The organism is Achromobacter sp. FW305-C-30-7 (assembly GCF_058783105.1).
In genome coordinates this window covers 17,151-40,411 of sequence record NZ_JBYSYI010000001.1, presented here as the reverse complement: position 1 = coordinate 40,411, position 23,261 = coordinate 17,151, and the positions used below count along the sequence as shown (strand labels likewise).

General features: G+C 64.2%; 31 protein-coding genes. 5 read left to right on the top strand and 26 right to left on the bottom strand.

Translation table 11 applies throughout. The features are described 5' to 3' along the window. Positions 1-42 precede the first annotated feature (42 nt). On the bottom strand, positions 43-744 hold the full coding sequence (locus tag AC3WOB_RS00275) for a c-type cytochrome (protein ID WP_041656906.1): 702 nt from the start codon (positions 742-744) through the stop codon (positions 43-45). Here AC3WOB_RS00275 and AC3WOB_RS00270 point away from each other — a divergent pair. The 3 genes from AC3WOB_RS00270 to hemB all read left to right on the top strand — a co-directional run bounded on the left by AC3WOB_RS00270 (position 743) and on the right by hemB (position 2,622). Further along, on the top strand, positions 743-871 hold the full coding sequence (locus AC3WOB_RS00270; RefSeq protein ID WP_255509206.1) for a hypothetical protein: 129 nt from the start codon (positions 743-745) through the stop codon (positions 869-871). The genes AC3WOB_RS00275 and AC3WOB_RS00270 overlap by 2 nt on opposite strands. Before the next feature lie 114 nt (positions 872-985). Then, positions 986-1,609 carry a ribosome biogenesis GTP-binding protein YihA/YsxC gene (yihA, locus tag AC3WOB_RS00265; protein WP_013396987.1) on the top strand — a complete coding sequence of 208 codons (624 nt, stop codon included), beginning with the start codon at positions 986-988 and terminating at the stop codon, positions 1,607-1,609. Next, positions 1,606-2,622 (top strand): porphobilinogen synthase, encoded by a 1,017-nt coding sequence (gene hemB / locus AC3WOB_RS00260; RefSeq protein WP_013396988.1) that lies wholly within the window; start codon positions 1,606-1,608, stop codon positions 2,620-2,622. The genes yihA and hemB overlap by 4 nt, the downstream gene beginning before the upstream one ends. Positions 2,623-2,678: 56 nt before the next feature. On the opposite strand, the gene AC3WOB_RS00255 is transcribed toward hemB, so the two are convergent. The 7 genes from AC3WOB_RS00255 to AC3WOB_RS00225 form a co-directional block, all read right to left on the bottom strand. After that, positions 2,679-3,563: a DMT family transporter gene (locus AC3WOB_RS00255; RefSeq protein WP_013396989.1), complete on the bottom strand. Its 885-nt coding sequence runs from the start codon at positions 3,561-3,563 to the stop codon at positions 2,679-2,681. Between the two features lie 137 nt (positions 3,564-3,700). Next, the gene (locus AC3WOB_RS00250; RefSeq protein ID WP_013396990.1) at positions 3,701-4,411 is read right to left on the bottom strand and encodes an ABC transporter ATP-binding protein; all 711 of its coding nucleotides are present in this window, start codon (positions 4,409-4,411) and stop codon (positions 3,701-3,703) included. Between the two features lie 35 nt (positions 4,412-4,446). Then, positions 4,447-6,219, bottom strand: coding sequence for a branched-chain amino acid ABC transporter ATP-binding protein/permease (locus AC3WOB_RS00245; protein WP_492273840.1), 1,773 nt, complete (start codon positions 6,217-6,219; stop codon positions 4,447-4,449). Continuing rightward, positions 6,216-7,139, bottom strand: a complete 924-nt coding sequence (locus tag AC3WOB_RS00240; protein WP_013396992.1) for a branched-chain amino acid ABC transporter permease — start codon at positions 7,137-7,139, stop codon at positions 6,216-6,218. The genes AC3WOB_RS00245 and AC3WOB_RS00240 overlap by 4 nt, the downstream gene beginning before the upstream one ends. 32 nt (positions 7,140-7,171) lie before the next feature. Further along, positions 7,172-8,359 carry an ABC transporter substrate-binding protein gene (locus AC3WOB_RS00235; RefSeq protein WP_013396993.1) on the bottom strand — a complete coding sequence of 396 codons (1,188 nt, stop codon included), beginning with the start codon at positions 8,357-8,359 and terminating at the stop codon, positions 7,172-7,174. A gap of 74 nt (positions 8,360-8,433) precedes the next feature. Further along, positions 8,434-9,201 carry an SDR family NAD(P)-dependent oxidoreductase gene (locus tag AC3WOB_RS00230; RefSeq protein ID WP_013396994.1) on the bottom strand — a complete coding sequence of 256 codons (768 nt, stop codon included), beginning with the start codon at positions 9,199-9,201 and terminating at the stop codon, positions 8,434-8,436. Further along, positions 9,198-10,964, bottom strand: coding sequence for an FAD-dependent oxidoreductase (locus AC3WOB_RS00225; protein ID WP_013396995.1), 1,767 nt, complete (start codon positions 10,962-10,964; stop codon positions 9,198-9,200). The genes AC3WOB_RS00230 and AC3WOB_RS00225 overlap by 4 nt, the downstream gene beginning before the upstream one ends. Positions 10,965-11,119: 155 nt before the next feature. On the opposite strand from AC3WOB_RS00225, the gene AC3WOB_RS00220 reads away from it, so the two are divergent. Further along, complete coding sequence (locus AC3WOB_RS00220; protein WP_013396996.1) at positions 11,120-11,968, top strand: IclR family transcriptional regulator; 849 nt, start codon at positions 11,120-11,122, stop codon at positions 11,966-11,968. Positions 11,969-12,058: 90 nt separating this feature from the next. On the opposite strand, the gene dsbD is transcribed toward AC3WOB_RS00220, so the two are convergent. Together dsbD and cutA are read right to left on the bottom strand one after the other, a co-directional pair. After that, positions 12,059-13,873 carry a protein-disulfide reductase DsbD gene (gene dsbD, locus AC3WOB_RS00215; protein ID WP_167555711.1) on the bottom strand — a complete coding sequence of 605 codons (1,815 nt, stop codon included), beginning with the start codon at positions 13,871-13,873 and terminating at the stop codon, positions 12,059-12,061. 86 nt (positions 13,874-13,959) lie between these two features. Next, complete coding sequence (cutA, locus tag AC3WOB_RS00210; protein ID WP_013396998.1) at positions 13,960-14,307, bottom strand: divalent-cation tolerance protein CutA; 348 nt, start codon at positions 14,305-14,307, stop codon at positions 13,960-13,962. Between the two features lie 113 nt (positions 14,308-14,420). Between cutA and AC3WOB_RS00205 the strand changes: the two genes are divergently transcribed. Further along, positions 14,421-14,858, top strand: coding sequence for an HIT family protein (locus tag AC3WOB_RS00205; RefSeq protein WP_013396999.1), 438 nt, complete (start codon positions 14,421-14,423; stop codon positions 14,856-14,858). Between the two features lie 73 nt (positions 14,859-14,931). Here AC3WOB_RS00205 and rplQ read toward each other — a convergent pair whose 3' ends face one another. From rplQ to rplE, 16 genes are all read right to left on the bottom strand, one after another. Continuing rightward, positions 14,932-15,324 (bottom strand): 50S ribosomal protein L17, encoded by a 393-nt coding sequence (gene rplQ, locus AC3WOB_RS00200; protein ID WP_006389635.1) that lies wholly within the window; start codon positions 15,322-15,324, stop codon positions 14,932-14,934. Positions 15,325-15,508: 184 nt separating this feature from the next. After that, positions 15,509-16,495 carry a DNA-directed RNA polymerase subunit alpha gene (locus AC3WOB_RS00195; protein WP_006216514.1) on the bottom strand — a complete coding sequence of 329 codons (987 nt, stop codon included), beginning with the start codon at positions 16,493-16,495 and terminating at the stop codon, positions 15,509-15,511. Between the two features lie 214 nt (positions 16,496-16,709). Next, on the bottom strand, positions 16,710-17,333 hold the full coding sequence (gene rpsD / locus AC3WOB_RS00190; RefSeq protein WP_013397000.1) for a 30S ribosomal protein S4: 624 nt from the start codon (positions 17,331-17,333) through the stop codon (positions 16,710-16,712). An 11-nt stretch (positions 17,334-17,344) separates the two neighbouring features. Continuing rightward, positions 17,345-17,746: a 30S ribosomal protein S11 gene (gene rpsK, locus AC3WOB_RS00185; RefSeq protein ID WP_006216516.1), complete on the bottom strand. Its 402-nt coding sequence runs from the start codon at positions 17,744-17,746 to the stop codon at positions 17,345-17,347. 15 nt (positions 17,747-17,761) lie between these two features. Beyond that, on the bottom strand, positions 17,762-18,127 hold the full coding sequence (rpsM, locus tag AC3WOB_RS00180) for a 30S ribosomal protein S13 (RefSeq protein WP_006216517.1): 366 nt from the start codon (positions 18,125-18,127) through the stop codon (positions 17,762-17,764). A gap of 43 nt (positions 18,128-18,170) precedes the next feature. Further along, a complete protein-coding gene (gene rpmJ / locus AC3WOB_RS00175; protein ID WP_003806928.1) occupies positions 18,171-18,284 on the bottom strand; it encodes a 50S ribosomal protein L36 in 114 nt (37 codons plus the stop codon). Between the two features lie 34 nt (positions 18,285-18,318). Further along, the gene (infA, locus tag AC3WOB_RS00170) at positions 18,319-18,537 is read right to left on the bottom strand and encodes a translation initiation factor IF-1 (RefSeq protein ID WP_003806927.1); all 219 of its coding nucleotides are present in this window, start codon (positions 18,535-18,537) and stop codon (positions 18,319-18,321) included. Positions 18,538-18,545: 8 nt separating this feature from the next. After that, on the bottom strand, positions 18,546-19,871 hold the full coding sequence (gene secY, locus AC3WOB_RS00165) for a preprotein translocase subunit SecY (protein ID WP_013397001.1): 1,326 nt from the start codon (positions 19,869-19,871) through the stop codon (positions 18,546-18,548). Positions 19,872-19,885: 14 nt separating this feature from the next. Continuing rightward, the gene (gene rplO, locus AC3WOB_RS00160; RefSeq protein WP_013397002.1) at positions 19,886-20,326 is read right to left on the bottom strand and encodes a 50S ribosomal protein L15; all 441 of its coding nucleotides are present in this window, start codon (positions 20,324-20,326) and stop codon (positions 19,886-19,888) included. Positions 20,327-20,335: 9 nt separating this feature from the next. Further along, complete coding sequence (gene rpmD, locus AC3WOB_RS00155) at positions 20,336-20,521, bottom strand: 50S ribosomal protein L30 (protein ID WP_006216520.1); 186 nt, start codon at positions 20,519-20,521, stop codon at positions 20,336-20,338. A gap of 3 nt (positions 20,522-20,524) precedes the next feature. Continuing rightward, positions 20,525-21,046 carry a 30S ribosomal protein S5 gene (gene rpsE / locus AC3WOB_RS00150; protein ID WP_013397003.1) on the bottom strand — a complete coding sequence of 174 codons (522 nt, stop codon included), beginning with the start codon at positions 21,044-21,046 and terminating at the stop codon, positions 20,525-20,527. 15 nt (positions 21,047-21,061) lie between these two features. After that, positions 21,062-21,427, bottom strand: coding sequence for a 50S ribosomal protein L18 (gene rplR, locus AC3WOB_RS00145; protein WP_013397004.1), 366 nt, complete (start codon positions 21,425-21,427; stop codon positions 21,062-21,064). A gap of 21 nt (positions 21,428-21,448) precedes the next feature. After that, the gene (gene rplF / locus AC3WOB_RS00140; RefSeq protein ID WP_013397005.1) at positions 21,449-21,982 is read right to left on the bottom strand and encodes a 50S ribosomal protein L6; all 534 of its coding nucleotides are present in this window, start codon (positions 21,980-21,982) and stop codon (positions 21,449-21,451) included. A gap of 12 nt (positions 21,983-21,994) precedes the next feature. Next, the gene (rpsH, locus tag AC3WOB_RS00135) at positions 21,995-22,390 is read right to left on the bottom strand and encodes a 30S ribosomal protein S8 (RefSeq protein WP_006392029.1); all 396 of its coding nucleotides are present in this window, start codon (positions 22,388-22,390) and stop codon (positions 21,995-21,997) included. A gap of 10 nt (positions 22,391-22,400) precedes the next feature. Beyond that, a complete protein-coding gene (gene rpsN, locus AC3WOB_RS00130) occupies positions 22,401-22,706 on the bottom strand; it encodes a 30S ribosomal protein S14 (RefSeq protein ID WP_006216527.1) in 306 nt (101 codons plus the stop codon). Between the two features lie 12 nt (positions 22,707-22,718). Next, positions 22,719-23,258: a 50S ribosomal protein L5 gene (rplE, locus tag AC3WOB_RS00125; RefSeq protein WP_013397006.1), complete on the bottom strand. Its 540-nt coding sequence runs from the start codon at positions 23,256-23,258 to the stop codon at positions 22,719-22,721. Positions 23,259-23,261 lie beyond the last annotated feature (3 nt).

Here is a 23,261-nt window from a genome sequence, read left to right as displayed (position 1 = left end):
TTTGCAGAACGCGGACCAGCCGCGCGCGTGGCGGGCTGACGCCTACCGCAGGCCGGCGGCGTAATCCGACACGGCCTTGATGTCCGCGTCCGACATGCGGTCCGCGATGGCGAACATGACGTCGTTCTTGCGGTCGCCGCTGCGGAACAGCTTCAGCTGCTCTTCGATGTACATGGGGAACTGGCCCGACAGCCGGGGGTACTGGCTGGGAATGCCTGCGCCATTGGCAGAATGGCACGAGGCGCACGCCGGAACCTTGCGATCCGGCAAACCGCCGCGCCAGATCTTTTGACCCAGATCAACCAGCTTCTCCTGGCCGGCCGTGGCGGGCTCCTTGAGCGGCTGCTGCGCCAGGTACAGCGCGATGTTCTGCATGTCGGCGGGCGTCAGATTCTGCGCCATGGCCGTCATCGGGGTGGGATTGCCGCCCGCGCCGTTGCGCACCGGCAGCTTGGCGCCAGGCTTGATCTGGAAGTCCGCCAATTGCTTGGCCAGGTACTCGTGGGACTGCGCGGCCAGGTTGGGGTTCACCGGTATGGTGCTATTGCCCGCCGCGCCATGACAGGACGCACAGGCGATGATGCCCCTGGCCGCATCGCCCTGGTCAAACAGCTGTCCGCCCTTGGCGGCATCTGGTTTTACCGGGCCCGCAGCGCCTTCGGCGGCGAAACTCGTAGTAGATAAGGCGGAGGCGCCGAGCAACAGCCCGCTCGCAACCAACATCCGGGACAGCACACGCTTCATGAAGACCTCGACGATCGCATCGATCAAGGCGCAAAAAGGCGCCCACGCCTGCCCGCACACCCTGGAATACCGTATCGAACCTGTTTTGCCTTCCTGCCTGCGATGTTGCTGCGAACTTGCCGGATAAAGCATTCAGCAAGCGAAACAGTAAGCAAAAAAGACGGCTCCGCGCACGGGGACCACTGTTGCAAACGCCGGATTATACAATAGGGCTCGAAACCAACCGTATCCAAAGCCACCCGTGTCCCTCCTACATCGCGCCTCTTTCCTCACTTCCGCGGCTCGCCTCGACCAGTTGCCGGCCGCCGGCGCTCCCGAGGTCTGCTTTGTCGGCCGCTCCAACGCCGGTAAATCCACGGCCATCAACGTGCTGTGCAACCAGCGCCGCCTTGCCTTCTCCAGCAAGACGCCGGGCCGCACGCGCTTGATCAATATGTTCGGCCTGCCCGACCCCTTGGATCCGGAAGGCCACATCGGTTTTCTTGTCGACCTGCCTGGCTACGGCTACGCGTCCGTGGCCCGCAACGAGAAAGAAAAGTGGGCCGACATCCTGGGCGGCTATCTGCGCGACCGCGAATCGCTGGTCGGCATCGTGCTGCTTATCGACATCCGCCGCGGCGTCACCGAACTGGACCGCCGCCTCGCCAATTTCATCGCGCCCACCGGACGCCCGGTGCTGGCATTGCTGACCAAGGCTGACAAGCTGCCTTACGGCCAGCGCATGCGCACCGTGTTCTCCGTGCGCAAGGACCTGGCCGACATCGGCGCCTTGCACACCATCCCCTTCTCGGCGCCGGAACGCATCGGCCTCGAAGAGGCGGGCGCGCATATAGAAAACTGGATTTCTCCCAAGGTCGTACCATGAACCCGCAGATCATCTCCCCTGAATTCCCGGTATCCCGCCCGCGCCGCCTGCGCCGCGACGACTTCACCCGCCGCCTGGTGCGCGAGAACGCGCTGACGGTCAACGATCTGATCTATCCCGTGTTCGTGGCCGAAGGCACCGGCCTGCAGCAAGCCGTGCCGTCCCTGCCGGGCGTGGTCCGCTACTCGCTGGACACGCTGCTGCCCGTGGCCCGGGAATGTGTGGAACTGGGCATTCCCGTGCTGGCGCTGTTCCCCGCCATCGATCCCTCGCTCAAGACGCCTGACGGCATCGAAGCCACCAACCCCAATGGCTTGATCCCGCGCGTGGTGCGCGAACTGAAGAAGCAGGTCCCCGAACTGGGCATCCTGTGCGACGTGGCGCTGGACCCGTACACCAGCCATGGCCAGGATGGCGTCATCGACGAGAACGGCTACGTCATCAACGAAGCCACGGTGGAAATCCTGGTCAAGCAGGCGCTCACGCAGGCCGAGGCCGGCGTCGACATGGTCGCCCCCAGCGACATGATGGATGGCCGCATCGGCGCCGTGCGCCGCGCGCTGGAAGCCAAGGGCCACATCCACACGCAGATCATGGCCTACTCCGCCAAGTACGCCAGCGCCTTCTACGGCCCGTTCCGCGATGCCGTGGGCTCGGCCACGAATCTGGGCAAGTCCAACAAGATGGCTTACCAGATGGACCCGGGCAACCTCGACGAAGCGCTGCGCGAAGTCGCGGCCGACCTGCAGGAAGGCGCCGACATGGTCATGGTCAAGCCCGGCATGCCGTATCTGGATGTGCTGCGCCGGGTCAAGGACACGTTCCGCGTGCCGACCTTCGCCTACCAGGTCAGCGGCGAATACGCCATGATCAAGGCCGCCGCCGCCAACGGCTGGCTGGACCACGACAAGGTCATGATGGAAGCGCTGCTGGCGTTCAAGCGCGCCGGCGCCGACGGCATCCTGACGTACTTCGCGATCGAAGCCGCGAAGCTGTTGAAAAGCCAGCGCTAAGCGCTGACGGCATCGCGGGCGCGGCCAACGCAGGCCGCCCGCGACGCCCGCTGCATTCAGGTCTTTGCGGCCGCACTGCGGCCCGCCACCGGCGCCCCGCGCCGCAATCCCAGCCAGGTTCCCGCCAGCACGCAGGCCAGCCCCGCGACGTGCGTGGGCGTGACGTGCTCGTCCAGGAACAGGGCCGCGAACAGCAGGCCGAAGATCGGCAGCCAGTTCACGAACAAGGCGGCGCGGCTGATGCCCAGCCGCGCAATCCCGGCATTCCAGACGATGTTGCTGACGCCCGAGGCGATCACCGCCGAGAACAGCAGCACCAGCCACGGCCACCACGTCATCTGCCAGGTATCGCCTTGGTAAGACGCGGGCGTCAGCGCCGCGTGCACCACCAGCATCAGGCCGCCGGCCAGGTACATGTACCAGAGCATGCCCAGCGGATCCATGCTGCGCGACATGCGCTGGATCACCAGCCCGCCGCACACGAACACCAGCACCGCCACGAACACGATGGCGTCGCCCCAGCCCGTCAGGCCGATCTGCGCGCCGCTGCCGACCACCACCATGCCCACGCCCAAGAGGCCCAGCAAGGCGCCGGCGATACGCACCAGCGTCAGTCTCTCGCGATAGAAGATGGCGGCCAGCAGCGCCGACAGCAAGGGGCTGGTCGCCATGATGAGCGTACCGTTCGCCGCCGACGACACCCGCAGGCCTGTCACCAGCGCCATCTGGTGGGCATACACGACCAGGAATCCCGCCAGCGCGACCCAGCCCAGTTCAGCACGGCCCAGCCTGGGGATGCGGCCACGGCGGGCCTTGATGATGAGGGTGACGGTGATGAACGCAATGACGATGCGCACGGCGGCCAGGGCCTGCACATCCATGTGCAGCGTCAGGTACTTGACCGAGACGATGTTCAGGCCCCAAGTGGCCATGACGAACATCAATTGAAGATAGATAAGACCTGTGCGGTCCTGGCTTGCATCAACTGTCGGGGACGTCACGGGCGCCGGCCTGGAAGGGAGTGGAGTGCGCCGCCCACGCGGCGCTGCGGACATGGTATCGCGCCTGCGTGCCGGACTCAATGCGCGCCGAGGTAGGCCGCACGCACGTTGGGATCGCGCAGCAGTTCCGCGCCCGTACCGCTCAATGTGATGCGCCCGGTCTCCAGCACATAGGCCCGGTCCGCCACGCCCAGCGCCTGGTTGGCCATCTGCTCCACCAGGACGATGGTCAGGCCGTCGTCGCGCAGCTTGCGGATGGCCGCGAAAATGTCCTGCACGATCAGGGGCGCCAGCCCCAGTGACGGTTCGTCCAGGCACAGCAGGCGCGGTTCGCTCATCAGGGCGCGCGCCATCGCCAGCATCTGCTGCTCGCCGCCGGACAGCGTGCCGGCCAGTTGCTCACGCCGTTCGCGCAGCCGCGGAAACAGCCGGTAGCCGCGCTCCACGCCCGCGGCCACGGCTGCGGAGTCCCTACGCCGCGTATAGCCGCCTAGCACCAGGTTGTCGTAGACCGTCTGGTCCGCGAACACGCCCCGCCCTTCCGGCGACAGCGCCAGACCCAGGCCCACGCGCTGATGCGCCGCCACCTGCGTGATGTCGCGTCCGTCGAAGGTCACGCGTCCGCCCTGCAAGGGCTCCAGGCCCGCCACACCCTTCAACAGCGTGCTCTTGCCCGCGCCATTGGCGCCGATGATGGTCACGATCTCGCCCGCGCGGATCTCCAGCGACACGTCGCGCACCGCCTGGATGGCGCCATACGAAATCTGCACGGATTCTAGTTTCAGCATCGTCTACGGCCTGTTCATACGCAAATGGCCTGGCCTCAGGCCATGCCGGTTCCGAGATACGCCTCGATCACGCGCTTGTCCGCCTGCACCTGCGCGGGCTTGCCCTCGGCGATCTTGATGCCGTAGTCAAGCACGATCACGTGGTCCGAGATCGCCATCACCAGGTCCATGTGATGCTCGACCATCAACAGCGTGATGCCGCAGGACGCGCCGACGCGCACCAGCAGTTCGCCCAGCTCCGCAGTCTCCTGCGGATTCAGGCCCGCCGCCGGCTCATCCAGCAGCAGCAGGGTCGGCTCGGTCGCCAAGGCGCGCGCCAGTTCCACGCGCCGTTGCAAGCCGTAGGGCAGGCTGCCCGCCGGCGTATCGGCCAGATGCTCCAGCCCTACCATGCGCACCAGCCGGTAGGCGTGTTCGCGCGCGCGGCGCTCCTCGGCGCGCGCGCCGGGCAGTCCCAGCAGCGACGCCCAGAAACCGTTCTTCATGCGGCTGTGGCGGCCCAGCAGCACGTTGTCCAGCACCGACAGCTCGCCGAACAGGCGCAGGTTCTGGAAGCTGCGGCCTATGCCCAGCTTGCAGATGACGTGCGGCCGCTCGCCCGCGATGTCCGTGCCCTGGAAGCGGACCACGCCCGCGTCCGGCAGCACCACGCCGCTGAGCATGTTGATGAGCGTGCTCTTGCCCGCGCCGTTCGGCCCGATCAGTGCGTGCACGTGGCCGCGCCGCAGGCAGAAGGAAATGTCCTGCGCCGGCTTCACGCCGCCATAGGCCTTGCACAGGCTCTCCACCACCAGCAGCAGATCCTCCTGCGCTGGGGCCGCCGGCTTGGCCACGGCCGGCGTCGCGGCCTCGCCCGCTCCTTGCGGCCGTGCGTCCGCCACCCGCCGCGCGCGGCGCGAGAACAGCCCCATCACGCCGCCCGGCATGAAGTACAGCGCGAACAACAGCAACGCACCGTAGAAGAAGTGTTGCACCGACGGCCAGCGTGCCAGCAGCGCGTCGATAATGGTCAGCGCGATCGCGCCCACTGCCGGCCCCGCCTTCGATCCCGCCCCGCCGAACAGCACCAGCAGCAGGATGAAGATCGACAGGTTGAAGCCGATGAAATCCGAGTTGATGTACTGGTTCTGCTGCGCCACCAGCGCGCCCGCGATGCCGCAAGTCACCGCCGCCACCACGAACGCGATGACCTTGGCGCGATACACGCGCACCCCGACGGAGGACGAGGCGATCTCGTCGGCCTGCACCGACAGCAGCGCACGCCCGAAGCGCCCATCCAGCACGTTGCGCAACAACAGCTGCGTCGCCACGCACAGCACCAGCGCGAACCACACCCACTGCTGATTGGTGAATGCGTTCCCGCCCCAGGTCAGCGGCATGATGCCGAACAGGCCCGAAGGGCCGCCGAACACGTCCACCCATTCGGTGACGATCTTCTCCATCACGATACCGAAGGCCAGCGTCACCATGGCCAGGTAAGGCCCCTTCACGCGCAGCGACGGCAAGGCGATCAATACGCCGAACACCCCAGCCACCACGGGCGCCACCGCCAAGGCCAGCCAGGGATCGACCTGCCAGCGCGAGGTCAACAAGGCCGCCGTGTAGGCGCCGGCGGCAAACAGTCCCGCCTGGCCCAACGACTTCTGCCCCGCATAGCCCACCAGCACGTTCACGCCCGCCGCGCACAGGTAGTACACGCAGGCCATGAACACGATGCGCAGGTAGTAGTCGTTGTCCACGAGAGCCGCGAATGCGGCCAGCGCCGCCGCCAACGCCACGGTAATCAAGGACTGCCCGTGCCGGTTCATACCTTCTCCACCAGGCGCTTGCCGAACAGGCCGGTAGGCCTGACCGCCAGCACCAGGATCACCAGCCCGAAAATCGCTACCTCGCGCCATTGCGACTGCCAGAGGTTGACATAGGACTCCAGCAGCCCCAGCACAAATCCCCCCAGCACGCAGCCGCGCGGATTCGACAGGCCGCCTATCATCGCGCCGGAAAAGCCTTTGAGGCCAATCGCCAGGCCCATGAAAATCGAGGCCGACGTGATCGGCGCAACCAGAAACCCCGCCAACCCGGCCAGCGCCGAGCTGGCGAAGAAGGCCCCGGTCATTACCGCGTTCACATTGATGCCCATCAGGTTGGCCACCGCGGGATTGGCGGCCACCGCCCGCATCGCCTTGCCCAGCATGGTCCGGTTCATGATCCGGTCGAACAACACCATCACGGCCACCGCCACCGCGAGCAGCAGCAGCTCCTGGCTGCGCACGCCTGCGCCGAACACGCGGATCACCTCATCGCCAAAGGGCGCGGGCACCGTGACGGGCGCCGGCCCCCAAACCGCGAACGCGGCGCTCTGCAGGAGTATGCCGAAGCCAAGCGTGCTCATGACCCACGCCATGCCCGGCCGCGAAGCGAATGGCCGCACACCGAACACGTACAGCAACACGCCCAACAAGCCCATCACCAGCACCGCCGCCAGCCCGGCCAGCAGATACTCCCAGCCGCTCAGCGCCAGGCCCGTGAAGGCCGCGGTGGTGACCGGCTTGCCGGCCAACAGGAACAAGGCACCGACCCCGATGAACGCGCCCACGGACACGAACTCCCCATGTCCGAAATTGAGCGTGCGCGTGGTGGTGAACGTGATACTGAAACCCAGCGCCACCAGCGCATACGCGCCTCCCACGGCCAGCCCGCTGACGAGCGCCTGCAACAATGTCGCCAACATGACGGCTCCCTATCCCTGTCGCTGTCCTGCTTCTACTTGGCAACGGCGACGGTCACGTCGTCCGCATAGGGCACCAGCTTGCCGTCCTGCCAATGTGCCCACTTGTAGTCGCTCACCAGCAGCGCGTCATGCGTCGTGGCCGAGAACGGCTTGGTGTAGGTCTTCATCGCGCCTTCATAGGTGCCATCCAGGTTCTCCAGCGCCAGGCGCACCTTGTCGCCATCGGTAGAGTTCGCCTGCTTGATCGCCATGCCCAGCAGGTTCATCCCGTCATACGCATGCGCCAGGAAGCCGAACGCGGTGGGCGAGGTCATCTTGGCCGATACGCGGTCATACAGCTTCTGCTGCGCGGGCGTGCGGTTGTCGGTGATGGTGCGCAGGAAGAAGGGCTTCTCCGACAAGGTCTTGCCCGCCGTGTCGTAGAAGGCGATGTTGTCCGCGGCCCAAGAGGTCAGCGTCAACGGAAACCAGTTGATCTTCTCCATGCTGCGGAACACGTGGGCGATAGGCGTGCTCTGCGCCCAGATCACCACCGTATCCACGCCTGCGGCCTTCAGCTTGTTCAACTGCGACGTCATGTCGGTATCGGCCACGCCGAACTTCTCGACCGCCACGGCCTTGACGCCCTGCGCCGCGCCGACTTCCTCCAGGTCCTTGAGCGCGCTCTGGCCGTAGCCAGTGGTCTCGATCATGAAGCCCACGTTCTTGACCTTGGGATTTTTCTTCAGGTAGCCGATCACGCCGTCCACTTGTTCTCGATCCACCATGCCGACGCGGAACATGTAGTTGTCGGCGCCAGCGCGCATGGGCTTGGTGATGTCGGTGCCGGAACCGATGGCGCCCATGACGGGAATCTTCTTCTGGTTCGGGATGTGCTTCCAGGCCAGCGCATTGCCCGAATTGGTGGGGCCGACGATGGCCACGACCTTCTCGTTATCGATCAGGTCGGTCATGTTCTGGATCGACTTGGGCGGCTGCGACAGGTCGTCGCGCACCACCAGTACCAGCTTGCGCCCGAGCAGGCCGCCGTTGGCATTGATGTCGTCGATGGCCGTGCGCAGGCCCAGCACCGCGGCCTGTCCGCTTTGCGCGGACGGCGAGGCCGACAGGTCGCCGTTAAAGCCGATCTTGATGTCCTGGGCGTAGGCCTGCGCACCCACAGCCAGCGCGCACAAGACGGCCGCCTTGGACAAGGTGGAAAAAATCCCCGTTGCTTTCATCGTTGTCTCCAGTGTTTTTCAGATGTGCTGCACGTCGATGATTCTTCCGCCTGCTTGGCGCACGGCGTCCGCCGCTATACCGCGAGGTAGCCGCCATCCACCGGCAGCGACACGCCTGTCACGTACCGCGCCATCGGCGAAGCCAGGAATACAGCGGGGCCCACCAGGTCCTCGGGCTGTCCCACCCGTCCCAGCGGTATGCGCTGCATGAAATTCGCCAGCCGGGCCGGGTCGTCCCGCGTGTACTGCGTCATCGGCGTTTCGATGACGCCCGGCGCGATCGCGTTGACCCGTATGCCGTCGGGCGCAAGATCGCGCGCCATGGCCTGCGTCATCATCTTCACGCCGCCCTTGGAGGGCGAGTAGCCCAGGGTAGCGCCCACCCCCGCGAATGACGCGATCGAGCCCACGTTGATGATGACGCCGCGCGTGGCGCGCAGCGCTCCCAGGAAGGCATGGATCATGTTGAAGCTGCCGTTCAGGTTCACGTCCAGCACGCGGCGCCAGTTCTCGGCGGCGCGCGGACTGTCTATGCCTTCGCGGATCAAGATGCCGGCATTGTTGACGAGCACATCGATCGGCCCCACTTCCAGCTGGACCTGCGCCGCCACCGCCGCGCAGGCCTCGGGGTCCGTCACGTCGAGCGCATGGCTCCAGGCCTCGCCGCCCCCGGCGATGATGGCGCTTGCCGTCTGCATGGCGTTGTCGGCCTGCACGTCGGTCGTCACCACGCGCGCACCCGCGGCCGCCAGGCCCAGCGCCAGGGCTCGTCCGTTGCCCTGCCCCGCTCCCGTCACCAGGGCCAGCTTGCCCTGCAGCAGCCCCGCCGGCGCGGCGCTCATGCAGCCGCCTGCGCGGAGGCGTCTGCAGCCGGCACGCCCGCTGCCGGTCTGCCCGACGCGGCTTTGCCGGCGGCGGCGATGCTCTGTCCCGCGATGTAGCCGAAGGTCAGCGCCGGCCCCAGGGTGATGCCGGCGCCGGGATAGTTGCCGCCCATGATGCTGCAGGCATCGTTGCCCACGGCGTACAGGCCGGGGATGACGGCGCCAAGTTCGTTCAAAGCGCGGCCTTGGCCATCCACCTTCAGGCCGGCGAACGTGCCGATATCGCCGATCATGACCTTGATCGCGTAGTACGGTCCCTTCACTATCGGCGCCACGCACGGGTTCGGACCGTGCAGCGCATCGCCCTGATAGCGGTTGTAGGCCTTGCTACCCTTGCCGAATTGCGGATCGCGTCCCAGCGCGGCCTCGCGGTTGTACGCTTCGACCGTCTGGCGCAGGCAGCCGGCATCGATGCCGGTCTTCTGCGCCAGTTCCGCCACCGACGCGGCGCGCGTCAGATAGCCCGTATCCAGATAGCGCTTGATGGGCAGCGGGAATGGCGCGACGCTGCCCAGGCCGTATTTGCGCAGGGTCTTGTGGTCGCAGATCAGCCAGGCGCAGGTATCGCCCTGCCCCTCGCATGCGCGCACCATCTCCTGCACGAAGTCATGATACGAACTGCCCTCGTTGGCGAAGCGGCGGCCGTTGCGCGTAACGGCAATGACGCCCGGCTTGGCGCGGTCGATGAAGTGCGGCATGTAGCCCGGACTGCCGTCCTTACGCGTGACGACGGACACCGGCACCCATGCGGCCGCATTGGGCAGCGTCGTATTCACCTGCCCGCCCGCGCTCTCGGCCAGGCGCAGCCCGTCGCCGGTGTTGCCCGCGGGCGATGGCGAGTAGTGCTCCGTGCCGTTGGGCGCGTGCGCGTACAACTGCTTGCGGCGTTCGATGTCATACGGAAAACCGCCGGATGCCAGCACCACGCCGCGCGCGGCGCGCACGCGCACGGTCGCGCCGTCGCGCTGCACCACCGCGCCGCGCACGGCGCCATCCTCGATGATGAGCGACCTGGCCGGCGCATTCAGCCACAGGGGAACGCCCAGCTTGAACGCGGAAGCGGCCAGGCGTCCCGCCAGCGCATTGCCGTTGGTCAGCGTCATGCCGCGCCCATGCTTGGCCACGTCCAGGAAATGCCGCGTCAGGCGCTTGGCCACGTACCAGGCCGAAGCCAGCGAGCGGGTGGCGCGCATGAAATGCACGATCTCCTTGCCCGAGCCCAGCATCATGCCGAACACCGTCAGTTCGGGCAGCGCGGGCGCCAGGTCCCGTACGTGCGCGCCGAGCTTGCGGCCATCGTAAGGCCGCGCCACCATCGAGCGGCCGCCCTGCTTTCCGCCGGGCGCTTCCGCGTGATAGTCGGGAAACACCAGCGGCATGTCGAACTGCACTTCGGTGTTGGATGTGAAGAAATCCACGGCACGCGGGCCATGTTCGAGAAACGCGTCGACGCGTTCGGCGTTGTAGCTGCTGCCGGCTTCGTGGCGCAGATAAGCGCGCCCCTCGTCCGGTGTTTCATGGATGCCCTGCACCTTGGCCAGCGATGTGCCCGGTATCCACAGCCAGCCGCCCGAACGCGCGGTGGAGCCGCCAAAGCGCGGCTCTTTTTCAACGATAAGGACCTTCAGGCCTGACGTCGCCGCGGTGATTGCGGCAGCCATGCCCGACGCGCCCGACCCGACCACCAACACGTCGCAGTCGTATTGACGAGAATCTTCCACGTTGTCTCCATACCCTTGGGGGGTGGCCTGCTCCCGATCGCGAAACCGGGGCGGCCTTCTTATTCTTTCGACTGTAGAGAACGCATTTGATAATGTCAATATGGTTCACGATTAGCGAAAGTACTAACATAGGCAATCACATTCGATAAAAGAAAATGGCCACCAGACCCAGCTCCGGCAAGCGCACTGCCGATCGCACGCCCGCCTCGCCGCCGCGCAGGCGCGGCATCCAGTCCATCGAAGTCGGCGGCAAGATCCTGCTGGCGCTGCTGGAACATTCGTCCTCGCTGCCCTTGGGCGCGCTGGCCAAGGCCGCCGGCATGTCTGGCGCCAATGCCCACGCCTATCTCGTCAGCTATGGCAATCTGGGCCTGGTCAGACAGGACCCGAACAGCGGCGAATATGAACTGGGTCCGCTCGCGCTGCAGCTGGGCCTGGCTGCGTTGCACCGGCTCGATCCCATCAAGATCGCCATCCCGATGACGCGCGAATTCGCCGAAAGAACCGGCCAGACCATCGCTATCGCGGTGCTCGGCAACCTCGGGCCGGTCATCGTGCATCTGCACGAATCCAACTACCCCATCCACGTCAACATGCGCACCGGCACGGTCATGTCGCTGACCAACACCGCGACGGGCAAGGTATTCGCGGCGCTGCTGCCGCCGAAGAAGATCGAAAGCCTGCTGCACGAAGACCATCTGCGCCTGGGCGCGGTGCCTTCATTGGGCCAGACCGAGAAATTCGAACGGACCCTGCGTGAAGTCCGTCAGCGAGGGGTGGCCCGCGCCGTCGGCGATCCCATCCCCGGCATCAATGGCCTGAGCGCGCCCGTGTTCGATTCGAACGGCAACGTCGTGCTCGCGATCACCGCGATCGGCGCGGCCGGCGTGTTCGACGTGCGCTGGAGCAGTCCGCTGATCGACGACATCAAGCGCTGCGCCGACGCCATCTCGGCGGAGCTGGGTTGGCAGAACCGCGACGCGCGCGCGACGCGCCAGGACTAGAACCGGCAAAGCAAAAGGCCGCTGCGCGGATGCATCCGTGCAGCGGCCTTCATGTATTGCAGATCAGCCTTGCGGCAAGCGCGCGGCGCTTCAGCGCACCAGCACCTTGTCCAGCGATTCGGTGAAGCGCTTGGCGTCCTGGAAGCCCACCACGCGCGCCTCGGGCAATTCCTTGCCTCCCGGTTCGAAAAACATGATGCCCGGCGGGCCGAACAGGCGGAAGCGCTTGAGCAGCGCGCGGTCGTCGGCGTTGTTCGCGGTCACGTCGGCCTGCACCAGCAACATGCCCGACATGCGCTGCGCGACGCCCGGATCGGTGAACGTAAAGCGCTCCATCTCGCGGCACGACACGCACCAGTCGGCGTAGAAATCCAGCATCACAGGCTGGCTGCTTTGCGCCAGCAAGGCGTCCAGTTCGGCGTTGTTGCGCACGCGGGTGAAATGCACCTCGCCATTGTTGGCCGCCGTGGCGGCACTCGCGCCAGCAGGCGCACCGGCACGCGCTGCCAGGTGCGACAGGGGTTGCAGCACGTCGCGCCCGCCGCTGGCCGCACCGATGAGCCAGGCCGCCGCCGCCAGCGCCAGCAACAAGCCCACGCCCTTGCCGAACATGCGTGCCGAACCCGCGCCTTCCGGCAAGGCATCGAAAGCCCGCAGCATCACGGCGCCCACCACGGCCAGGAAGGCCCAGCCCGTCATCTGCACCCAGGTCGGCACCACCGGGATCAGCATCCACCAGGCGGTCGCCAGCAACAGCATGCCGAACAGACGCTTCACGCCGTCCATCCAGGGACCGGCCTTGGGCAGCAAGACGCCCGAGGACGCGCCCACGATCAACAGCGGCACGCCCATGCCCCACGCCATCGCGAACAGGGCCGATCCGCCCAGCACCACGTCGCCGGTCTGCGAGATGTACAGCAGCGCGCCGGCCAGCGGCGCGGCCACGCAGGGCCCGACGATCAGCGCCGACAAGGCGCCCATCACCAGCGCCCCGGTGTAACGCCCGCCCGGGATGCGCGCCGAGCGTTGCGACAGCCAACCCTGAACGCCGGCCGGCATTTGGAACGTGAAGGCATCGAACATGGCCAGCGCCAGCACGGCCAGCAGTATCGCGAAGAGCGTGAGGATCCACGGCGTCTGCAGCCAGGCAGCGAGTCCCGCTCCGCTCAGTCCTGCGGCCACGCCCAGGGCCGTGTAAACGACCGACATGCCGAGCACGTAGGTCGCGGCCAGCGCCAGGCCGCGGCCGCGCGACGGTTTGGCCTGCGCCGCGCCGCCCAGCACGATGGACGAGAGGATGGGAATCATGGGGAGCACGCAGGGCGTGAAGGCCAGCAGCAGGCCCAGCACCAGGAACACGCCAGCGGTCTTGACCCAGCCCAGCCCGCCCAGCGCGTCGGCCAGGCCGGTATCGCCGGCATTGACCAGCGCGCCCAGGCCGCCCGAGGTACCCGATGCAGCCGCGGGGCTTCCTCCCGGACCAGCCAGCGCGTAGCCGCCAGCCACCGGGGTCAATTTCACACTGCTGTCCATGGGTGGATAGCACAGGCCCGCGTCCGCGCAGCCCTGCGCGGTCAGGGTCAGGGTGAAAGGCTGTCCGCCTGCGGTCACCGGCACGCGGATCACCACGTCCTGGTGAAAGACCTCCATGTCCTTTTCAAAGGTCGGGTCGTACTTGACCTCACCCTTGGGATAGACGGCTTCGCCCAGGGTGGCGGCGCCCATGGGACTGATGGTGATGCCGAAGCGTTCCCGGTACATGTAATAGCCGGGCGCGACGCGGTAGCGCATTTCCAGCGTATCGGGCGCCACCATCTGGGCGCTGAACGCGAAGGCCTTCTCAGGATCCAGGAACTCGGCCTCGGCGCGCGCGGCCGCCTGCCAGCCCAGCAACAGCAGCATCATGGCCAGCAAGGCTGCAAGATGCCTGAAGAAGGCGCGTGACGCGCAGGACTCGCGCCGGGGCGCGCCGATACCGGCTAGTTGCAACATCAGTCTCTCTTGTTCTGCGTGACGGCCGTCTGCTCACGCACCCAGTCCAGATAGGGCGCGGCGCCGCCGATGACGGGCAGCACGATGATCTCGGGCACATCGTAGGGATGCATCTGCGCCAGGGCCTGCACTACAGCCTGGTGGCGCGCGTATGTGGTCTTGATGTGGATGGGGATTTCTTCCGCCCCTTCGACCTCTCCTTTCCACATGTAGATGGACAGGCCCGGCGCGCCAAGGTTCACGCAAGCGGCCAGGCCGTCTTCAACCAGGATATGCGCAATCCGCTTGGCCAGCAGCAGGTCGGGCGCATTGCTGATGACCAGCACAACGTCGTCATCTCGCAACATGGAAGCTCCTCGGGATACCCGTATGGGACATAACTCAGGGTATTTTATCGGTATTGCGGCCATCGACCGGATCCGCCGGGCCTGAACGCGCCGCCGCTCCCACCGAGGCACGCATGTCCGATAACTGCCTGTTCTGCCGCATCGCCCGCCACGAAATCCCTGCGCACGTGATCCACGAAGACGAGCGCCTGCTGGCGTTTCTCGATATCCATCCGGTGCGCCCCGGGCACACGCTCATCATCCCGAAGCAGCACTATCCCTATTACGAAGACATGCCGGCCGACCTGGCGGGCAGCATCCTCAACCTGGGACAGAGGCTCGGGCGTCACATGAAGCGCCTGTATGACGTGGAGCGCGTGGGCTTCGCCTTCACTGGCATCCACGTGGCGCACGCGCATGCGCACGTCATCCCCATGCATCATCCGCAGGACGTCACGTCCACCCAATACATCGAGCAGCAGGACCTGACTTTCAAGATGCCGCCCCAGCCCGACGCGGCAGCGCTGGTCGCAACGGCGGCGCAATTGCGGGGCGAACTGCACGCCTCGTAGCGCGCGGCGGCTGCACAAAAAAAACAAGGGCGGGTCCGAAGACCCGCCCTTGTCGCTTATCGAGCTACCGAAGTTATTCGGCGCTGTCCTCAGCGGCTTCATCAACTTCCGGACGGTCAACCAGTTCCATGAAAGCCATGGGAGCGTTGTCGCCTTGACGGAAGCCCATCTTCAGCACGCGGGTGTAGCCGCCGTTACGGGCCGCGTAGCGCGGGCCGATTTCGGCGAACAGCTTCACCACGGCATCGCGATCGCGCAGACGGGCAAAAGCCAGACGCTTGTTCGCGAGGGTGGGCTCCTTGCCCAGCGTGATCAGGGGTTCGATGACGCGGCGCAATTCTTTCGCCTTCGGCAGCGTGGTCTTGATGGCTTCGTGGGTGATCAACGAAACGGCCATGTTGCGGAACATGGCAAGACGGTGACTGCTGGTGCGGTTGAGCTTACGCAAGCCATTACCGTGACGCATGATAAGTTTCCTTTGAATCTAAAGATGGCTGTCGCCATCGGGTTGCCGGCTCTTCTATCAACCTGCAATCAGGCCGCGGTCCGGTAGAAAACGGTGCATTTTACGACGATTTCGCAAACCAGCCGGCGCAAGGCCGGCTGCCCGCGGGAACCGCCCCTTTTCAGGCGCGGCACCCTTGCAAGACTTAGGGACGCTCCAGGCCCAGCGGGGGCCAGTTTTCGAGCTTCATGCCCAGCGTCAGGCCGCGTGCGGCCAGGACTTCCTTGATCTCGTTGAGCGACTTGCGACCCAGGTTCGGGGTCTTGAGCAGCTCGTTTTCGGTACGCTGGATCAGGTCGCCGATGTAGTAGATGTTTTCGGCCTTCAAGCAGTTGGCCGAACGCACGGTCAGTTCCAGGTCGTCGACCGGGCGCAGCAGCACCGGATCGATCTGCGGCGTGCCGCGGACCGGGGCTTCGTACGAATCGCCTGCGCCTTCCAGGGCGGCGAAGACCGAGATCTGGTCCATCAGGATGCGGGCCGACTGGCGCACCGCTTCCTCGGGCGAGATCACGCCGTTGGTTTCGATGTCCAGGACCAGCTTGTCCAGGTCGGTACGCTGTTCCACGCGGGCGCTTTCAACGGCGTAGCTGACGCGGCGGACCGGGCTGAACGAGGCGTCCAGAACGATGCGGCCGATGGTGTGGGTGCGGTCTTCCGACAGCGCGCGCACGTTGCCCGGCACGTAGCCGCGGCCCTTTTCGACCTTGATCTGCATTTCCAGCTTGCCTGCGTCCGTCAGGTTGCAGATGGCATGGCCGGGGTTGATGATCTCGACGTCGTGCGGCAGCTCGATGTCGCTGGCCAGCACGGTGCCCGCGCCAGTCTTGCGCAGGACCAGGGTCACTTCGTCGCGGTTGTGCAGCTTGAAGACCACGCCCTTCAGGTTCAGCAGGATGTCGACGACATCTTCGCGAACGCCCGGGATGGTCGAGTATTCGTGCACCACGCCCGTCATCTGGACTTCGGTCGGCGCGTAGCCGGTCATCGAAGACAGCAGGATGCGGCGCAGGGCGTTGCCCAGCGTGTGACCGTAGCCACGCTCGAACGGCTCCATCACGATCTTGGCATGGTGCGTGCCGACCGGTTCGACTTCAATGGAGCGCGGCTTCAGGAAACCTTGAGTGGACATTTACTGTGTTCCTTTTCAATACCCTCGGCTCGTTACACCGATAAGGCTGATGGACAGGGTGAAACTTGAAACGCGGACGGCGCCAAAACACCGGCCGATACTTACCGCAAAGCCCGCTCCGCCAAAAAGCGGAAAGCGGGCTGCTGCGGAGCGTGCAAACGGGTCGCGAGACCAGCTCGCCGGCGCACTGCGAAGGTAGCGCCGGCAGGCCTGATTAACGCGAGTACAGTTCGACGACCATCGATTCGTTGATGTCGCGAGCGACGTCAGCGCGATCGGGGGCCGACTTGAACGTACCGGTCAACTTGGTCGTATCGACTTCCACCCACTGGGGGATGCCGATGCTGGTGGCCAGATCGAGCGATTCCTTGATGCGGCCTTGCTTCTTGGCCTTTTCGCGGATCGACACGACGTCGCCAGCCTTGACCAGCATCGAAGCGATGTCAGCCGTGTGGCCGTTCAGTTCGATGGCGCGGTGGCTCACCAGCTGGCGAGCTTCGGCGCGCGTCGAGCCGAAGCCCATGCGGTAGACGACGTTGTCCAGGCGCGATTCCAGCAGCTGGATCAGCGTTTCGCCGGTGTTGCCACGGCGGCGCTCGGCTTCAGCGAAGTACTTGCGGAATTGCTTTTCCAGCACGCCGTACATGCGCTTCAGCTTTTGCTTTTCGCGCAGCTGCAGGCCGTAGTCGGAAGTGCGGGCACCCGAAGTGCGGCCGTGTTGGCCAGGCTTGGAATCCAGCTTGCACTTGGAATCCAGCGAGCGACGGGCGCTCTTCAGGAACAGGTCAGTACCCTCGCGGCGCGAGAGCTTGCATTTGGGTCCAATATAACGTGCCATGTGGATTCCCTTTAGATACGACGACGCTTCGGCGGACGGCAGCCGTTGTGCGGAACGGGCGTGATGTCGGCGATGGACGAAATCTTGATGCCCAGCGCGTTCAGAGCGCGGACCGACGATTCGCGACCGGGGCCGGGGCCCTTGATGCGCACTTCCAGCGTCTTGATGCCGTACTCCAGCGCGACGCGGCCAGCCGTTTCAGCAGCGACCTGCGCGGCGAACGGGGTCGACTTGCGCGAGCCCTTGAAGCCAGCACCGCCCGACGTGGCCCACGACAGTGCGTTGCCCTGACGGTCGGTGATGGTGATGATGGTGTTGTTGAACGAAGCGTGAACGTGCGCGATGCCGTCCGAGACGTTCTTCTTGACCTTTTTGCGCACGCGCGAAGCGCCGCTGGTGGAAGCTTTCGCCATAATCCAGTTCCTCGATTATTTCTTCAGGGACGCAGCAGCACGACGCGGGCCCTTGCGGGTCCGGGCGTTGGTGCGAGTGCGCTGGCCGCGCACGGGCAAACCGCGCTTGTGACGCATACCGCGGTAGGTTCCCAGGTCGATCAAACGCTTGATCGAGAGCTGTACTTCACGACGCAGGTCGCCTTCAACCGTGAACAGACCAACATGTTCGCGGACGCGTTCCAATTCAGCGTCGTTCAGATCCTTGACCTTTTTGTCAAAGGGTACGTTTGCCGCTTCGCAAATCTTGCGAGCGCGCGTACGACCAATGCCAAAAATGGCGGTCAGTCCGATCTCGGCGTGCTGTTGCGGCGGGATGTTAATGCCAGCAATACGGGCCATGACTATTCCTTGAATAAATCTGTTGCGTAGTCGCTAACCCGAGTTAGCCTTGACGCTGCTTGTGACGCGGGTCGGTGCAGATAACGCGCACCACGCCGTGACGTTTGATAACTTTGCAGTTGCGGCAGATCCGCTTAACCGATGCCATTACTTTCATGGTTGACTCCTAATTTTCCGTAATCCGGTTCCGCTCATTTGGAGCGGAAAACTATCCTGGCTCGCGTCAGATCATAGGGCGTGAGCTCCACTGTGACCTTGTCACCCGGCAGGATCCGGATGTAATGCATACGCATCTTGCCGGAAATATGGCCCAACACCACGTGGCCGTTTTCGAGCTTGACGCGAAATGTCGCGTTCGGGAGGTTCTCAAGAACCTCGCCTTGCATCTGAATGACGTCGTCCTTGGACATTCTTTTGCTTACCGCATCGGCAAACCCGCGCCCTTGAAGTTAGCCTTCTTGAGCAACGAGTCGTACTGGTGAGACATCATGTAGGCCTGAACCTGTGCCATGAAATCCATCGTCACCACCACAATAATCAACAGGGACGTACCACCGAAGTAGAAAGGAACGTTCCAGCGCATCACCAAGAATTCCGGCAACAGGCACACCAACGTGATGTAGATGGCACCTGCGAGCGTCAGACGCATCAGGATCTTGTCGATGTAGCGCGCTGTTTGTTCGCCCGGACGGATGCCCGGAACAAACGCACCACTCTTCTTCAGGTTGTCCGCCGTTTCGCGGCTGTTGAACACCAGAGCCGTGTAGAAAAAGCAGAAGAAAATAATCGCGACCGAGTACAGCGTGATGTAGAGCGGTTGACGAGGCGACAGGGCCGCAGCCAGGTCGCTAAGCCAGCGCATGTTCTCACTGCTGGAGAACCAGCTCGTGATCGTGGCCGGGAACAGAATGATCGACGACGCGAAGATCGGCGGAATCACCCCTGCCATGTTCAGCTTCAGCGGCAAATGCGAGCTTTGACCACCGTAGACCTTGTTGCCGACCTGACGCTTGGCGTAGTTCACCGTGATCTTGCGCTGTCCGCGTTCCACGAACACCACAAAAGCGGTAACCAGCACCACCAGAGCCACGATGAACAGTGCGGAAAGCACGGACATCGAGTTGGTGCGGACCAGGTCCAACAGTGCAGCCAGCGCCGCGGGCAGACCCGCAACGATACCTGCGAAGATCAGGATGGAAATCCCGTTGCCCAGACCACGTTCCGTGATTTGCTCACCCAGCCACATGACGAACATGGTGCCGGTGACCAAGGTCACGACGGTCGTGAAGCGGAACAGCATGCCCGGATCGATCACCAGTCCCTGCTGGGACTCCAACGCTACCGAAATGCCCACAGCCTGCACCAGCGCCAGCACGACCGTGCCGTAGCGGGTGTATTGGGTGATCTTCCGACGGCCGGCTTCGCCCTCTTTCTTGAGCGATTCCAGCGACGGCACCACCACAGACATCAGCTGCATGATGATGGATGCCGAAATGTACGGCATGATCCCCAGGGCAAAAATCGAGAAGCGCGAGAGCGCCCCGCCCGAGAACATGTTGAACAGGCCCAGGATCCCGCCCTGGTTCTGACGGAACAAGTCCGCCAGCGCATCCGGGTTGATGCCCGGTACGGGGATGTGTGTACCCAAACGGTAAACCACCAGGGCGAGCACCAGGAACACGAGGCGGCGCTTCAGATCGCCGTACCGTGCTCCGGTTTTGCCCAATGCCTGCGCGTTAGCCACTCGTCACCTCGTGATCAAGCAAGCGAGCCGCCCGCGCCTTCGATGGCGGCGCGAGCGCCGGCCGTCGCGGTAATGCCCTTGAGCACGACCTTGCGCGAGAGTTCACCCGACTTGATGACCTTGGCGTAACGAACCGCCTGGCCAATCACGCCAGCGGCCTTCAGCACTTGCACGTCGACTTCGTCGATGGGCAGGGCTTGCAGGTCCGACAGACGGACTTCGGCGTACAGGTGCTGGCCGAGCGGGGTGAAACCACGCTTGGGCAGACGACGCTGCAGCGGCATTTGACCGCCTTCGAAGCCAACCTTATGGAAACCGCCCGAGCGCGACTTCTGACCCTTGTGACCACGGCCGGCGGTCTTACCCAGACCCGAACCGATGCCACGGCCGACGCGGCGCTTGGCGTGCTTGCTGCCCTCAGCGGGCTTCAGCGAATTAAGTTGCATATCCGACATGGTGATTCCTTAGGCTTCCGAGACGGAAACGAGATAATCCACCTTACGGATCATCCCACGCACCTCGGGCGTATCGACCAACACGCGGCTGCTGTTGATGCGACCCAAGCCCAAACCGCGAACCGTATCACGGTGCGATTGCTTGGTACCGATCACCGAGCGCACGAGGGTCACTTTGATCTGCTTCTGAGCCATGATTTACCCCAGGATTTCTTCGACCGACTTGCCGCGCTTGGCAGCAACATCAGCCGGGGTCATGGAGGCGCGCAGGCCGTTCAACGTGGCGCGAACCATGTTGTAGGGGTTGCTCGAGCCCAGGCTCTTGGCAACCACGTTACGCACACCCATCACATCAAAAATAGCGCGCATCGGGCCGCCAGCGATAACGCCGGTACCTTCAGCAGCGGGCGAGATCAGCACGGTAGCGGCGCCATGCTTGCCAACCACGGTGTGGTGCAGCGTGCCGTTCTTCAGAGCGACCTTGAACATGCCGCGGCGGGCTTGTTCCATAGCCTTCTGAACGGACACCGGCACTTCACGCGCCTTGCCCTTACCCATGCCGATGCGGCCATCGCCATCGCCAACCACGGTCAGCGCGGCAAAGCTCATGGTGCGACCACCCTTGACCACTTTGCTCACGCGGTTGACCGCGATCATCTTTTCGCGGAGGCCGTCATCGTTCTCTTTTTCCGCGGCGTTCTTGCCTTGTACTTTAGCCATTTGACAGATCCTCGCTTAGAACTTCAGGCCGGCTTCACGCGCGGCATCGGCCAGCGCTTTCACGCGGCCATGGTAACGAAAGCCCGAGCGATCGAAAGCGACCAGTTCGATACCGGCAGCCTTGGCCTTTTCGGCCACGCGCTTGCCAACCAGCGACGCAGCGGCTTTGTTGCCGCCCTGACCGGTTTGGCCGGCCAGTTGCGCGCGCACTTCGGCTTCGACCGTCGAGGCGCTGACCAGAACGCGATCGCCTTCCGGCGAAATGATGTTGGCGTAGATGTGCTGGTTCGAGCGGAAAATCGAGAGGCGATGAACGCGCAGCTCGTTGATCTTCCGGCGGGTCGGAACCGCACGACGCAAACGGGAAACTTTTTTGTCCATGATTCGTCCTTGCGTGCGCCGTTATTTCTTCTTGGTTTCTTTGATGACGACGCGTTCGTCCGAGTAACGCACGCCCTTGCCCTTGTAGGGTTCGGGTTCGCGGTACGCGCGGATTTCAGCGGCCATCTGACCGACGACTTGCTTGTTGGCGCCCTTGATGACGATTTCCGTCTGGGTCGGGCACTCGGCCTTGATGCCGGCCGGCAACTGGTGCAAAACGTCGTGCGAGAAACCGAGCTGCAGCTTAACGGCATCGCCTTGGATCGAGGCGCGGTAACCCACGCCAACCAGGGTCAGCTTGCGCTCGAAGCCCTTGCTCACGCCGGTGACCATGTTGGCCACCAGAGCGCGCACGGTACCCGACATGGCGTTGGCGTGACGGCTTTCGTTGGCGGCGACAAACGTGAGTTTGCCGTTGTCCAACGCAACCGTGACGTCGCCAGTCAGGGCTTGGGTCAAGCTGCCCAGCGGGCCCTTGACGGTGATCTGATCCTGCTTGATGTCAGCTTCGACACCCTTGGGCAGTTCGACCGGATACTTAGCGATACGTGACATTCGAATTTCTCCTTAGGCCACGTAGCACAGCACTTCGCCGCCGACGCCGTTGGCGCGAGCCTTACGGTCGGTCATGACGCCGCGCGAGGTCGAAACGATAGCCACGCCCAGGCCGTTCATGACCTGAGGAATGCTGGTACGGCCCTTGTAGATACGCAGACCGGGGCGCGACACGCGTTCAATGCGCTCGATAACCGGACGGCCAGCGTAGTACTTCAGGGTGATCTCGAGCTCAGGCTTGGCCTGGGTGCCCTTGATTTCAAAGCTGTCGATGTAGCCTTCGTCCTTCAGCACAGCGGCAATGGCCGCCTTCAGCTTCGAGGAGGGCATGTTCACCGTAACTTTGTCCACTTGCTGCGCATTGCGAATGCGGGTCAGCATATCGGCGATGGGATCGCTCATGCTCATATTGTTTCTCCTACCAGCTGGCCTTGGTGATGCCGGGGATTTCACCCTTCATCGCCATTTCACGCAGTTTGTGGCGCGTCAGGCCGAACTTGCGGAACACACCGCGCGGACGACCGGTGACCACGCAACGGTTACGTTGACGCGTCGGGTTGGCATTGCGCGGCAGCTGTTGCAGCTTGAGCCGAGCTTGGTAACGTTCTTCGTCGGTCTTCGACTGGTCGTCGATGATCGCCTTCAACTCAGCGCGCTTGGCAGCGAACTTGTCAGCCAGCTTGGCGCGCTTGATGTCGCGATTGATGAGGGAAAGTTTAGCCACGTCATCAGCCCCTTAGTTACGGAACGGGAAGCTGAAGGCCGTCAACAGCGCCTTGGCTTCTTCGTCGGTCTTCGCGGAGGTGGTGATGCTGATGTTCAGCCCACGCAGCGCGTCGATCTTGTCGTACTCGATTTCGGGGAAAATGATCTGCTCCTTCACCCCGATGTTGTAGTTGCCACGGCCGTCGAACGCACGACCCGAGATACCGCGGAAGTCGCGCACGCGAGGCAGCGCAACCGCCACCAGGCGATCCAGGAATTCGTACATGCGTTGACCGCGCAGCGTGACCATGCAACCGATCGGGTAGTTTTCGCGGATCTTGAACCCGGCGATAGCCTTCTTGGTCTTCGTCACGACGGGCTTCTGGCCGGCGATCTTGGTCAGGTCACCAACAGCGTGCTCGATGACTTTCTTGTCCGACACCGCTTCCGACACACCCATGTTCAGGGTGATCTTGGTGATGCGCGGCACTTCCATCGTGCTCTTGTAGCCAAACTTGGCTTGCAGGTCGGCAGCGACCTTGCTCTTGTAGAGATCTTGCAAACGAGACATGTC